We start from the raw sequence: 12,510 nt of genomic DNA on the forward strand, positions 1-12,510 counted from the left end.
TTTGCCAGCCTCGACCTGCGAGCACTAATGAGCGACACCGCCAACACGCCACGCCCTACCCGCCGCCTTGGCGCGTTATTGCAGTTGTGGCCATTCCTGAAGCCGCATCGCGCTCTCGCCATCGGTTGGCTGGTGTTTCTTGCGATCTCGTCGTCGGCCACGCTGGTGCTGCCGATGGCAGTGCGCCACATGATCGACCAGGGCTTTGGCCACTCCAATGCGGCCGCGATCAACGCCACCTTCCTCGGATTATTCGGCGTGGCGCTGGTGCTCGCCTTTGCCACGGCGGCCCGCTACTACTGCATCAGCCTGCTGGGCGAACGCGCGCTCGCTTCGCTGCGCGCCAAACTCTATGCGCATGTGATCCGGCTCGATGTGAGCTTTTTCGAACGCAGCCGCGTGGGTGAACTGATCTCTCGCCTGGGCACGGATACCGAGGTCATCCAGGCCCTGATCGGCTCCGGCATCTCGGTGGCGCTGCGCAGTGCCGTGATGCTGCTGGGCGCCACCGGCATGATGGTTTGGACCAGCACGCACCTAGCCGGCCTTACGGCGCTGGTGATTCCGGCCGTGGTGTTGCCGATCCTGCTGTTTGGCCGTCGCGTGCAGAAGCTTTCGCGCGCCAGCCAGGACCGCCTAGCCGACGCCGCTGCGGTGGCCAACGAAACGCTCAATGCAGCGCCGGCGGTCAAGGCCTACGCGCGCGAAGATATCGAAAGCACGCGTTACGGCAGCGCGATCACGCGCGCGCTGGCCACCGCGCGCAAGCGCATCGGCATGCGATCGGCGCTAACGGCTGCGGTCATCGTGTTGTTCTTCGGCGCCATCACGCTGGTGCTGTGGGCCGGCGCACGCGACGTGCTGGCCGGCACTTTGAACGCAGGCGTGCTGGGGCAGTTCGTGCTGTACGCCATCTTTGCTGCCGGCTCGCTGGCGGGGCTTTCCGAAGTGTGGGGCGACGTGCTGCGTGCGGCCGGCGCCATGGAGCGCATCGGCGAGTTGTTCGAAGAACATGCCGAGATCACCAGCCCGGCGCAGCCAACACCGCTGCCCAAGCCGATGCAAGGCGCGTTGCGGTTCGAGAATGTCGTCTTCCACTATCCGACACGACCCGATGCGCCAGCACTGTATGACTTCGACCTGGCGATCCGCCCCGGCGAAACGGTTGCGCTGGTAGGTCCGTCGGGCGCGGGCAAGAGCACCGTGTTCGCCCTGCTGCTGCGCTTCTACGATCCGCAAACGGGGCGCATCAGCCTCGACGGCGTCGACCTGCGTGCGCTGTCGCTGCCCGGGTTGCGCGGAGCCATCGCGCTGGTGCCGCAGGAGACCGTCATCTTCGGTGGCAGTGCTGCCGACAATATTCGATTCGGCCGCCAGGATGCTGGCGATGATGAAGTCCGCGAGGCCGCGCGAGCGGCCGAGGCGCATGAGTTCATCAGCGCCCTTGGGAAGGGCTACGAGGAGGAGCTTGGCGAGCGCGGCGTGCGCCTCTCCGGCGGACAGCGCCAGCGTATCGCCATCGCCCGCGCCATCCTGCGCGATGCGCCGCTGCTGCTGCTCGACGAGGCCACCTCCGCCCTCGACGCCCAATCGGAAGCGGCTATCCAGCAGGCACTGGAACGACTGGAGAAGGGACGCACCACCCTGGTCATCGCCCACCGACTCGCCACGGTACAGCGCGCCGATCGCATCGTGGTGATGGATGGTGGCCGCATCGTGGCCCAGGGCACGCATGAAAGCCTGTTGGCCGAAGGCGGCCTCTACGCGGAACTGGCGCGCTTGCAGTTCACCGCGTGAGCATCGCTCGCCGGGTGCGCTCGTGTAGGAGCGCACCCGGTGCGCGATCGACCCGCCGTACACCCTCAATGACCGCCCAAGGCCGCCACCAACCCTCGCACCGTGTCGATGTCACTGCGGATCTCGCCACCTGCCATCTCGGGCAGCACGGCGTTCGTCATGCGCACGGCCGATGGGAGCTCGCGCTTGGCCGAGGCGTGAAATTCTTTTGCGTCGGTCAACGTCCTCAAAGTGGCGATATTGCCGGGAGCGATGCCGGCCCCCGGCATAACGGTCAGCCGATCACCCGCCTGCTCGATCAAGGCGCGAATATGCGCGGCACCCTCCATCGCCGAGCTTGCACCACCCGAGGTAAGTAAGCGCTCCGCGCCAAGTGCGATCACGTCCTCCAACGCGCGCGATGGATCGCGCGCCATGTCGAAGGCGCGATGGAAGGTCACGCCCATGCGACCGGCGGCCGCGACCAGCTCACGGCAACGCGCCATGTCCACGTCGCCTTCGACATCGAGCGAGCCGATCACCACGCCATCGCAACCGAGCGTGGCGCAGGCCTCGACATCGCGGCGCATCGTTTCGACGTCGAGATCGCTGTAGAGGAAATCACCAGCGCGCGGTCGAATCAGCACGTAGAGCGGCAACCGCACGCGCTCTCGCACCAACGCGATCTGGGCATGGGAGGGCGTCAGCCCACCCAGCTCCAGCGCCGTGCACAGTTCGATGCGTCCGGCGCCACCTGCCTGTGCGGCCAAGGCAGAGGCCAGCGAATTGGCAGCCACTTCAAGCAGGCAGCCCGCCATCTCAGAACACGCTCTTCGCCGGCAACAGGCCGTCCTGGTGCTGCGCATCGCATACCGCATAGGAGAAGCCGGGCTGGATCGCCCAGGCACCGACGTCACCCTGGCGATTCATCGCCAGAAAACCCACCTGCAAGTCCTTGGACGCATTCGGCCGGCGCTTCACGATACGCATGACAGCTTCCCGGCATGCGTCCTGCGGCGAACGCCCCTGGCGCATCAGTTCCACCACCAGAAAGCTGCCGACGTTGCGGATGACTTCTTCGCCCACCCCTGTCGAGGTGGCGGCGCCCACATCGCCGTCCACGTACAGGCCCGCCCCGATGATCGGGCTGTCGCCCACGCGACCACGCATCTTCCACGCCATGCCACTGGTGGTGCAGGCGCCGGCCAGCCGACCCTGCGCATCAATGGCCAGCATGCCGATGGTGTCGTGGTTGCCGCTGCCGCCGGGCATGCCGGTCTTGCCGTAGCTGCGCACTTCGCTATTGACCGACGGCTGGTAATGCGCCGTTTTCAGCCACTCCCGCCAGGCCTGCTCGGATTCGGGCGTCAGCAGTTCCTCCTTCTTGAAGCCTTGCTCGAGCGCGAACTGCAGCGCACCGTCGCCCACCAGCAGCACATGCGGCGTGCGCTCCATCACTCGGCGCGCCACCTGGATCGGGTGCGCGATATGTTCCAGCGCGGCCACCGCGCCGCAGCTGCCATCGGCGTCCATGATGCTGGCGTCGAGGGAGACATGGCCGTCCCGGTCCGGGTAACCGGCGCGGCCCACGCTGTGATTCTTCAGATCGGCTTCGGGCACCATCACGCCGGTCTCTACGGCATCCAGCGCGTGACCGCCCTTGGTCAGTACGGACCAGGCCGCCTGGTTCGCCGCCACGCCGAAGTCCCAGGTGGACACGACACGTGCCCCGGTGACGGGCTTGCCCGCCGGAATGCTGCTTGCACCCGCCTTGCCGGCGAGGGCGAGTGCCGAGGCACCCAGCACGGAGGCTTTCAGGAAATCTCTACGGTCTGCCATGGCTTGCTCCAGCAATGCCTTCTTGTTACGTCTGCAACGCAAAAAACCCCGCGTCTTACGACGCGGGGTTTCCATTTACCTCGATGACCGGCGCGCGCGCCGGAACGCCGAAATCAACCAGCGATCTCGACGCCCGAAGCCTGGGCGCCCTTCGGGCCCGTGGTGACTTCGAACTTCACGCGCTGACCTTCCTGCAGGCTACGAAAGCCTTTGGAGTTGATCGCCGAAAAGTGGACGAACACGTCCTCCCCACCGTCCTCGGGTGCGATGAAGCCGAAACCCTTGGCGTCGTTGAACCACTTGACCGTACCGAAACGCATTGCGTGAACCTCTGAATCATGGACTGGATGCACCACGGCTCGCGCTGAACCACCTTGACCCCTTGGTCCGCCGCCCCTGGCACGGCCGAAGTATCAACATGTTTGATAGCAAAGCGCAATATGGTGATCGCATTCACACGATCAAAATCGAACCTATTGCTCAGGTTTTGACCAAATTGGCGAGGATGCGGGGTACTTCGGCGGTCGCCGCGGCCAGATGGGCGAAGATTTCCTCGATGCTGATCTCCGCCTCGTCGCCACAACCTGCTGCAAAATTGGCCACCAGGGCCAGGCAGGCGTACTCCAGCTCCAGCTCGCGGGCCAGCACGGCTTCCGGCATGCCGGTCATGCCGACCAGGTCACAGCCATCGCGCTTCATGCGGGCGATCTCCGCCCGCGTTTCCAGGCGCGGCCCCTGGGTGGCACCGTAGCAACCGCCCTCGATGACTGCGATGCCAGCCGTTGCCGCCGCCGCGATCAGCTGTCGACGCAGCGATTCGGTATACGGCTCGCTGAAGTCGATGTGCTTGACCTCGGCACCCTCGACGTCGCAAAAGCTCGTGTAGCGTCCATGGGTATAGTCGATGACCTGATCCGGCACCACGATGACGCGCGGCCCCATATCGGCGCGGATCCCGCCCACGGCATTCACGCCGATCACGCGGCGCGCACCCAGCGAATGCAGTGCCCACAAGTTCGCGCGGTAATTCACGCGGTGGGGCGGCACCGTATGGCTCTCGCCGTGGCGTGCCAGGAAGGCCAGGCGGCGTCCGCTGAAGTCGCCGATCACCACGTCGCCGGAGGCCGGGCCAAAGGGCGTCTCGACGCTCTGACGCGTGCTGTTCGCCAGCCCGGGAAAGTTGTACAAGCCGCTGCCGCCAATCACGGCAAGATCGATAGTAGTCACGAGTCGTTCCTGCATCGCTAGTGAGTCATCCCGCCGTCGCGGCCAGCCGCTCGGCGAATCCTTGTAGATGGCGGCCCAAGGCGTCGCGCGTGCGCTCGTCGCCAAGCCGTCCGTCGACGATCTTCGTATGTGCCTGGAATACCAGCACGTCCCCCTGGGGCTCGGTGCGGGCACCGGCACGACGCAGCACCAGCCGCAGCTGGTCCTGGGCACGCACCGTACCGGTGATGCCCGGGCTGGCGCCGATGATGCACACCATCTTGCCGGTGAGCGCGGCTACCTTGCGCCCCTTGCCGATGCGCGAGGCCCAGTCGACCGCGTTCTTCAGCACGCCCGTGATGCCGCCGTTGTATTCCGGGCAGGCCAGCAGCAAGCCGTCGGCCGCCTCGATCGCCTGCTTCAGCGCCGTCACCGGCACCGGATCACCCTGCTCTTCCACGTCCTGATCAAACAGTGGCAGGTCGTGCAGGCGATGGATGGTGATGTTCATGCCGGCAGGCGCCAGTTCCCGCGCCGTATAAAGCAGCGCCGTATTGAAGGACGCCTGCCGCAGGCTGCCGGAGATGCCGAGTATGTTCATGCGTCCGCTCCGCGGTTCGCGAGCCAGCCACGCCCTGCTGGCGCGATGAAACTCATGTCAGCGCGTAGATACCCGGCAGGTTGCGACCCTGCTCGTAGTAGTCCATGCCGAAGCCGAATACGTAGCGATCGGGCAGCTCCACGCCGTTGAAATCCGCCGCGACGCCCTCGACCAGACGGTCGTGGTGCTTGGTGCACAGGCTCACGATCAACACGCGCTTGGCACCACGGCGCAGGCAGTCGTCGCGCACGGCCTTCAGGGTGTGGCCTTCGTCGAGAATGTCGTCCACCAGCAGTACGGTTCGCCCCTGCATATCCGCCGCCGGTTCGCGCAGCCAGTGCAACTCGCTGCCCGAAGTGGCGCCGCGATAGCGCGTGGCGTGCACGTAATCGAATTCGAGATCGGTGCGGATGGCCAGCGCCAGATGACCGGCAAAGATCAGCGCGCCATTCATGACGGTGAGAAATACCGCGCGCTCGCCATCGAGCGCCGCGTCGATGCGGCGCCCCATATCGGCGATCACCGATTCCAGCGCTTCACGATCGAACAGCAGCTCGGCATCGGCCAATGCGGCGCCCAGCGAGGGTGTACTTGTGTTCATGCCTGCCCTTCCAAGGGTTGTCCTGCCACGGGATGGAGCGCCGTGACGCGCGCGACAAAACGGTCGCGCTGCGGGTTATCGGTAAGTCCTTCCCAGGTCGATGCAACGGCACCGCGCAAAGCGCTCAGTCGCTGGGGATCGCTAGCGGCGCGACCCTGCACGGCGGCAATGGCTTCCTCCACCACCTCGGGAAAACAGGCCAGCACCAGATCGCAACCGGCGTCGAGGTGGGCATGGACGCGCGCGGCGACGCCGCCAGCAGCGCCGGCGGCAGCCATGCTGATGTCATCACTGATCACGGCCCCATTGAAGCCCAGCTCGCCGCGCAGGATCTGCACGATCCAGCGCCTCGAGAAACCCGCCGGTCGATCATCGACGGCGGGATAGATGACATGAGCCACCATCACCGCCTCGGCATGTGCATCGATACCTTCCATAAAGGGCAGCAGGTCGTCGCGGCGGATCTGGTCGAGCGGTCGCGGATCGATGGCAGCGGCCTTGTGCGTATCGACGGCCACCGAACCATGCCCGGGGAAGTGCTTGAGTACCGCCGCCATGCCACCCAGGTGCATGCCGCGCACATAAGCCTGCGCCAGCTCGGCGGCGGCTTCCGGATCGGCATGCAACGCGCGCGGACCGATCGCCGCATTGCCTCGCGCAAGATCGACCACCGGCGCAAAGCTGAAATCCACACCGCTGGCGCGCAGCTCGCTGGACATGACCCAGGCATGCTCCTCGGCCAGTCGCACAGCATCGGGCGGATCGCGATCGTAGACGGCGCCAATCGCCGACAGCGGCGGCAAGCGCGTAAAGCCCTCGCGAAACCGCTGTACTGGACCGCCCTCCTGGTCGACGGCGATCAGCATGTCGTCACCGCCGACTTCGCGAATCGCATCGACCAACGACATCAACTGCTCGCGCGAGCTGAAATTACGCGAGAACAGCACGACGCCAGCGACGCCCGTCGCTTTCAGCCAGGCGTGTTCCGAGTCGGCCAGCGCCGTGCCGGCCAGGCCGATCATCAACATGGGCTCGATTCCCTTGCGGCGTCGCGCTCTTCTTGCGTCCAATGGGCGTAAGGATGCGCAATCAGGTTGACGTTGTAGTAACGAACCAGATGACTGACCTCACGCCCCAACCATGACGGCTGCGGAAACGGGGCATCGGTAGCGGCGAGCTCGATCTCGGCCACCACTAGGCCCGCGTTGTCGCCGAAGAATTCGTCAATCTCGAACAGCGCGCCATCGACGGTCACGTGATGGCGGATTTTTTCCAGCACACCATCGCATAGCGTCGCCAACATCTCTTCAGCATCGCCGAGTGGCATGGGGTATTCGAATTCGGCACGCTCGATGCCAAGCTGTGCCGACTTGATATTGAGCCAGGCATGATCGCCCGAACGGCGCACGCGCACCGAAGCCCTCGACGTGCCATCGCGCAATGCCTGTGCCCCTACGAGATAACCCTGCGCGATGCGCTCGCTGCACTCGACCGTCTCACGCCAGCTATCGTCGCTCAGGAGGAATTTGCGTTCGATCTCGATACCCATGGTTGTCGTCACATGTCTGGTTTGAGTAAGGTGGAGGCGAAACGAGGCGCTAGTGCGCGTCACGCCCCAACATCCGACTAGCGTTCGAACAGCGCAATCGATTCCACATGGGCGGTGTGCGGGAACATATCCATCACGCCCGCCGCACTCAAGCGAAAACCGTGCTTCTCCACCAGAATGCCGGCATCACGCGCCAGCGAGCCCGGGTGACACGAAACGTACACGATGCGGTGGGTGTCCTTGTGCGGCAGGTATTCCAGCGCCTTGTCGGCACCCGCACGCGGCGGATCGAGCAACAGTTTGTCCCACGACTGTTTCGCCCAATGCGCGTGGCGCTGATCCTCGAACAGGTTGGCAACTTCGAAACGGGCATGCGTGATGCCGTTACGCGCGGCATTTTCCGCGGCGCGTTCGACCAGGCCGTGTTCGCCTTCGACGCCCACGACTTCGGCCACACGGCGCGCGATCGGCAAGGTGAAGTTGCCAAGGCCGCAGAACAAGTCGAGCACGCGGTCGTTCGGTTGCGGATCGAGCAATTCCATCGTGCGGGCCATCATGCGGCGATTCATGCCGGCGTTGACCTGCACGAAGTCGAGCGGACGAAATTCCAGCTCAACATCGTCGAACGCCGCGTCACTGCTGGGAATGCGGAACGCCAGGCGCGGATGTTCCGGCCACAGCGGATGCACGCTACTGACGCCACCTGGCTGCAGGTAGATGGCGAAACCATGCTGCTGGCCAAACGCCACGAGCGCAGCCTGGTCGCGCTCGCTCAGCGGCGACATATGTCGGAATACCAGCGCCACGGTATCGTCGCCCGCCGCAAATTCGATCTGCGGGATTTCGGTGGCTGCATCCATGCCGCCGACCAGTTCGGCCAACAGGCCGATCTTCGGCCCGAGCGCCGGATGCACCACTTCGCATTGGCTAATGTCGGCAACGAAACGCGGATTGCTCTCCTCGCGAAAACCCACCAGCACGCGTCCCTTCTTGGCCACCTGACGCACGGACAAGCGGCCTTTGCGGCGATAGCCCCACGCTTCATCGGTCAGCGGTGGCAACCACAGCGCCGGACTCACCTTGCCGATGCGCTCGAAGTTGTCCTGCAGCACGCGCTGCTTCACTTCGATCTGCGATTCGGCATCCAGATGCTGCAGCGAACAGCCACCGCATTGGCCGAAATGGCGGCAACGCGGCTCGACGCGGTGCGGAGATGTTTTCAGCAGCTCCACCACCTCGGCCTCGTCGTAGTGACGATGACGTTTGCGGATGCGCAGCAAGACGTCCTCGCCGAGCAAGGCGCCGCTGACGAAGACGGCCTTGCCGTCGATGCGGGTGACGCCCTTGCCGTCGTGGCTGAGGTCGGTGATGGTGGCTTGGAATTCTTTCATGGTGCTCTGCGGTCAGCCAAAAACGAATACGCCCGGATCAACGGACCCGGGCGCGGCAATCGGGTGGGTGGTTCGGAGGGGGCGAGCGGCTTACTTCTGCTTCCAGCCGCCCGAGGCGTCCTGATAATACCAGCCCGCACGCGCACGCTCGATCCAGCCCTTGGCAAACGTGGCGCGAATCTGCGCCTCCCATTCCGGATGGTTGTTGGCATTGGCCACCTCGCGATAGAGCGCGTCACGGTCACGATTTTCGTCCGCCACGGCGGCGTTCACCGCAGCGCGCTGGTCCATCGGCAGCTTGGCCGCATCGCGTACGGCGACCAGACCGTCCTTGGTGAAACCGACCGTACCGCTGTTGAACAGGGGGGCGAGGGTGTCATGAAAGCGTTGCCGCATGCGATCGTGAATGGCCTCGGTGGTGGCCGTCTGGATGCGAATATTCGGCGTATCGGCCGCATAGGCCGCCGGAATCAACAGGTCGAGCAGCATGGCCGAGGGCTGATGGCCGTCTTTGGCGGGTGCGGGTGGCTGGTCCTTTTGGGGGGGCGCTGCCGGGGCATTGCTGTCGAGCACGGTGCCGATGAACTGATCAGCCGCCTTCTGTGCCGCCGCCTCGGGAAAATAGACGTTGATGGTGACGCACCCCACCATGGCCACCAGCAGGGTGGTCAGCAATCCATAGACAAACTTCCGCATGATCGACTCCTTCGGGGATGGGGTGTTGCCGGCCCTCAACGAACCTCCGGCGGGGTGCCTTCCGTAGCTGCCTTCAGGCGGCGCACCAGGGTGGGCCAGTCCACCTGGGTCTGGTGGCCGACGATTTGCAAGTGCGGCAGGCCGCTACCTTCGAGAATAGTGTACCCATCCGCATTGTTATCGAGACCGCCCATACGACATACCGAACCCTGCAACACGCAGCTTAGGCCGATCCGCTTATAGCCAAAGGTCTTGAACAGCTTCAGCACGGCGCCCTGCAGTCCGGTGGCCACACCGCCGCCGCCGAACGAGGTGAGGTTGTTCACAGCACGCTGACTGATGCGACCGCCGCTGCCGGCCAGTAAATTGGCCTTGAACGCGATCGGATTCCAGTTGACCAGGCGCAACTCGTCGATGGAGCCGTCCAGGCGGCCGGTGATGCTGCCGAAATCGAACACACTGGTCATCAGCGCCAGATCCAGCTGCCGCAACTGGATATCCGCGGACAAGATGGGACTTGAGCCGAACGGTCCCTGCAACGACATTCGCGTGATATTGAGGAAGCCGTCGAACACATTCACCGTCAGGCCGCCCTCCATCTCGATATGGTCGTCGATCCAACGCAAGCCCGGAATGGCGCCACCCAGGGTGCCCTGGAACTCGGGCCACCCCATCGCACGCGAGAAAGCCGCCATGTCGATCCCGGCAAAGGTGAGGGACGTCTCCAGTCGGCGCCCCCGCGCGGCTGCGGGGCGCCATTCGAGGTCCCCGATGCGGACCTTGCCGTTGAGCAGCGGCACTTCCAGCGCGCGCTGGAGGCTCAAGGCGCCCCCTCGGCTCTGCCAGCGCGACTGTGCCGGGCCGTTGACCATGCGGTAAACCTGCAAGCCCTGCCAGTTCAAGGTGGTGGCAGGGCGCTCGCCTTCAGCCGCCCAATCGACACCGCCACGCAGACCCTTGATCGACAAGCGCCCTTCGCTATCGGCCAGGTCCAGCCCATCCGTGTCGAAGTCGAAGCTGCGCAGGCCCGACGCATCGAGGTCGAGGTTGCCGGCAAGCTGGCCATCAATGCGGACGTCGCGCATGCCGAGCGTCGTGAGCCACGCCTGTCCATAACGCTGGTAAGCCGCAGGGAAGCGTGCCTGCAGCTTATCGAGCTTGAGCTTCTGCACTTCGCCTTTGGCGTTGAACGCCAACATGCCCTCAAATTGCAGTGCATCGGCGTCCGCGACGCGCAGGCGCGTGAAGTCCACCGCCCCGTTGTGCGTCGTGGCCGCCAGACTCACCTGGACGGGATGATCGGGCAATCGCGCGTAAATCGGTCCGAGCAACAGTTCGCCGCCGCGCATGCTGGCGTCGAGGTCGATACGCGATGGCGTGCTGGTGGTATCGATATTCAAACGACCATTGCCGTTGACACCCTGCCCCGCCATCGTGCCACTGGCCGTATCGAATCCGGCCGCACTGAGCGCAAATTGACCTGACGCCTGGATGCCCTTGTTCTCCAGGTCCAGCGCCATGTCGGCGTCAAGCTTGCCGGCCGTGGCGCGCCCTGACCATAGGGTGCTCAACAAGCCCTGCAGCCAGGAAACCGGCAATCCCTTGAGGCTGATCTGCGCATGCGTGGGCTGATCCAAAGGCAAGGCCATGCTGGCTTGCGCCGCTGCCTGGGAGATATCCACTTCAAGCGTATTGGCCGCCTCGTCCACGACCATGGCGACCTTGGCATTGCTCAAGGCTGCGCCTGGCGCACCCACCAGCTGCACGGTGCCGTTGAACAGCCAGCGCATATGCACATCACGCTGCAACGAGCCCTGCAGATCCGCAGCGACGCGTCGCCACCCCATGGTCGGCACGTCGGCCCTGGCGGCACGCAGACTGAGCTTCAGCCCACCCTGGCCGTCTTCACCGACCAGCGCCTGCACCTCCTGCAGCTTGAGCCCGGGCAGGCTGACTGTCTTGGCGCCCAGGGCGATATCCGCCCGCGCGGGCAACACCAGGCCGACCCCAAAAAGGATGCCTAGACAGAGCAAAAGGTGGCTTGATGAGAAGCGCATGAGACGCCATTCTGCCAAAATCAGCTGAACGACACGGACTAGTCATGCTCAACACGCTTCCCAGCGACGTTTTACGCGCCTCCACGGCCCCCGGAACCGCCCGTGCCTTGGTGGCCGACGACGACCCTGCCAGCCGGCTGTTCCTCGTCGAAGCCTTGCGCAGCCTCGGCCTTGAGGCCCAGGCCTGCAACGACGGTACAGCCGCCATAGCCCTGGCCCACGACGAAGCCTTCGACCTGCTGTTGCTGGACTGCCGCATGCCGGGGGCGGGCGCCGCGGAGGTTTTGGCGGCCCTGCGCCGGGATCCCCAAGCGCGCTCGAGCGATTGCACGGCCGTAGCCACCAGCGCGGAAATGGATCCGGCGGAGCGACGGCACCTGCTGGCAGCCGAGTTCAGCGAAGTGCTGATGAAACCTTGCAACCTGGCTGATCTCCGACGGATTCTCGGCCTGGTGCAGGCAGGCACCGCCTCGCTGCCGCTGCTTGACGATGCGCAGGCCATCGCCACCATGGGCGACGCCGATGTCGTAAACGCGATGCGCACCTTGTTGCGCGCGGAGCTGGTTGCCCTCTACCAGGATCTCGACCTGCTGCGCGGTGACCCCGAGGCCTTTGCGGAGCGACTGCACCGCCTGCGCTCGTCCTGCGGTTTCTGCGGTGCGACTGCGCTGGGCACGCAAGCCACCCTGCTGCAGCGACATCTCAAGCTGGGCCACGCGGGTTCACTGGCACCGCTTTCGCGCTTCAACAGAGCTTTGCTGGCCACCATCGAGGCCCTGGCGGGTACGGGCTGA

13 protein-coding genes are annotated in these 12,510 nt (G+C 64.9%); 2 read left to right on the forward strand and 11 right to left on the reverse strand.

The genetic code is table 11. The features are described from left to right. The first annotated feature begins 27 nt into the window (after positions 1-27). Positions 28-1,797, forward strand: a complete 1,770-nt coding sequence (locus OUZ30_RS11335) for an ABC transporter transmembrane domain-containing protein (protein ID WP_266182431.1) — start codon at positions 28-30, stop codon at positions 1,795-1,797. A gap of 65 nt (positions 1,798-1,862) precedes the next feature. On the opposite strand, the gene OUZ30_RS11340 is transcribed toward OUZ30_RS11335, so the two are convergent. From OUZ30_RS11340 to OUZ30_RS11390, 11 genes are all read right to left on the reverse strand, one after another. Beyond that, positions 1,863-2,594, reverse strand: a complete 732-nt coding sequence (locus tag OUZ30_RS11340) for a copper homeostasis protein CutC (RefSeq protein ID WP_266182432.1) — start codon at positions 2,592-2,594, stop codon at positions 1,863-1,865. Between the two features lies 1 nt (position 2,595). Further along, positions 2,596-3,615, reverse strand: coding sequence for a glycosylasparaginase (locus OUZ30_RS11345; RefSeq protein WP_266182433.1), 1,020 nt, complete (start codon positions 3,613-3,615; stop codon positions 2,596-2,598). Between the two features lie 113 nt (positions 3,616-3,728). Then, positions 3,729-3,935, reverse strand: coding sequence for a cold-shock protein (locus OUZ30_RS11350; protein WP_026633225.1), 207 nt, complete (start codon positions 3,933-3,935; stop codon positions 3,729-3,731). Between the two features lie 160 nt (positions 3,936-4,095). After that, positions 4,096-4,842 (reverse strand): S-methyl-5'-thioinosine phosphorylase, encoded by a 747-nt coding sequence (locus tag OUZ30_RS11355; protein WP_266182434.1) that lies wholly within the window; start codon positions 4,840-4,842, stop codon positions 4,096-4,098. A gap of 25 nt (positions 4,843-4,867) precedes the next feature. Then, the gene (locus tag OUZ30_RS11360; RefSeq protein ID WP_266182435.1) at positions 4,868-5,422 is read right to left on the reverse strand and encodes an NADPH-dependent FMN reductase; all 555 of its coding nucleotides are present in this window, start codon (positions 5,420-5,422) and stop codon (positions 4,868-4,870) included. 52 nt (positions 5,423-5,474) lie between these two features. Then, the gene (locus tag OUZ30_RS11365; RefSeq protein WP_266182436.1) at positions 5,475-6,023 is read right to left on the reverse strand and encodes a hypoxanthine-guanine phosphoribosyltransferase; all 549 of its coding nucleotides are present in this window, start codon (positions 6,021-6,023) and stop codon (positions 5,475-5,477) included. Then, positions 6,020-7,051 carry a beta-N-acetylhexosaminidase gene (nagZ, locus tag OUZ30_RS11370; protein WP_266182437.1) on the reverse strand — a complete coding sequence of 344 codons (1,032 nt, stop codon included), beginning with the start codon at positions 7,049-7,051 and terminating at the stop codon, positions 6,020-6,022. The genes OUZ30_RS11365 and nagZ overlap by 4 nt, the downstream gene beginning before the upstream one ends. Further along, positions 7,045-7,572, reverse strand: a complete 528-nt coding sequence (locus tag OUZ30_RS11375) for a CYTH domain-containing protein (protein ID WP_266182438.1) — start codon at positions 7,570-7,572, stop codon at positions 7,045-7,047. The genes nagZ and OUZ30_RS11375 overlap by 7 nt, the downstream gene beginning before the upstream one ends. A 77-nt stretch (positions 7,573-7,649) precedes the next feature. After that, positions 7,650-8,963, reverse strand: a complete 1,314-nt coding sequence (gene rlmD, locus OUZ30_RS11380) for a 23S rRNA (uracil(1939)-C(5))-methyltransferase RlmD (RefSeq protein WP_266182439.1) — start codon at positions 8,961-8,963, stop codon at positions 7,650-7,652. Positions 8,964-9,053: 90 nt separating this feature from the next. Further along, complete coding sequence (locus OUZ30_RS11385; RefSeq protein WP_266182440.1) at positions 9,054-9,659, reverse strand: YdbL family probable chaperone protein; 606 nt, start codon at positions 9,657-9,659, stop codon at positions 9,054-9,056. Positions 9,660-9,694: 35 nt separating this feature from the next. After that, a complete protein-coding gene (locus tag OUZ30_RS11390) occupies positions 9,695-11,716 on the reverse strand; it encodes a translocation/assembly module TamB domain-containing protein (protein ID WP_266182441.1) in 2,022 nt (673 codons plus the stop codon). Positions 11,717-11,760: 44 nt separating this feature from the next. Here OUZ30_RS11390 and OUZ30_RS11395 point away from each other — a divergent pair, with 44 nt between their 5' ends. Beyond that, the gene (locus tag OUZ30_RS11395) at positions 11,761-12,510 is read left to right on the forward strand and encodes a response regulator (RefSeq protein WP_266182442.1); all 750 of its coding nucleotides are present in this window, start codon (positions 11,761-11,763) and stop codon (positions 12,508-12,510) included.

Origin of the sequence: Dyella humicola (assembly GCF_026283945.1) — a bacterium.
GTDB classification, from domain to species: Bacteria; Pseudomonadota; Gammaproteobacteria; order Xanthomonadales; family Rhodanobacteraceae; genus Dyella; species Dyella humicola.

Excerpts from the sequence above, each read along its gene's own strand:
- OUZ30_RS11390 (WP_266182441.1), bottom strand. The coding sequence starts at position 11,716 with ATGCGCTTCTCATCAAGCCACCTTTTGCTCTGTCTAGGCATCCTTTTT.
- OUZ30_RS11395 (WP_266182442.1), top strand. The coding sequence starts at position 11,761 with ATGCTCAACACGCTTCCCAGCGACGTTTTACGCGCCTCCACGGCCCCC.
- OUZ30_RS11335 (WP_266182431.1), top strand. The coding sequence starts at position 28 with ATGAGCGACACCGCCAACACGCCACGCCCTACCCGCCGCCTTGGCGCG.
- OUZ30_RS11360 (WP_266182435.1), bottom strand. The coding sequence starts at position 5,422 with ATGAACATACTCGGCATCTCCGGCAGCCTGCGGCAGGCGTCCTTCAAT.
- OUZ30_RS11345 (WP_266182433.1), bottom strand. The coding sequence starts at position 3,615 with ATGGCAGACCGTAGAGATTTCCTGAAAGCCTCCGTGCTGGGTGCCTCG.
- OUZ30_RS11350 (WP_026633225.1), bottom strand. The coding sequence starts at position 3,935 with ATGCGTTTCGGTACGGTCAAGTGGTTCAACGACGCCAAGGGTTTCGGC.
- OUZ30_RS11340 (WP_266182432.1), bottom strand. The coding sequence starts at position 2,594 with ATGGCGGGCTGCCTGCTTGAAGTGGCTGCCAATTCGCTGGCCTCTGCC.
- rlmD (WP_266182439.1), bottom strand. The coding sequence starts at position 8,963 with ATGAAAGAATTCCAAGCCACCATCACCGACCTCAGCCACGACGGCAAG.
- OUZ30_RS11375 (WP_266182438.1), bottom strand. The coding sequence starts at position 7,572 with ATGGGTATCGAGATCGAACGCAAATTCCTCCTGAGCGACGATAGCTGG.
- OUZ30_RS11385 (WP_266182440.1), bottom strand. The coding sequence starts at position 9,659 with ATGCGGAAGTTTGTCTATGGATTGCTGACCACCCTGCTGGTGGCCATG.
- nagZ (WP_266182437.1), bottom strand. The coding sequence starts at position 7,051 with ATGTTGATGATCGGCCTGGCCGGCACGGCGCTGGCCGACTCGGAACAC.
- OUZ30_RS11365 (WP_266182436.1), bottom strand. The coding sequence starts at position 6,023 with ATGAACACAAGTACACCCTCGCTGGGCGCCGCATTGGCCGATGCCGAG.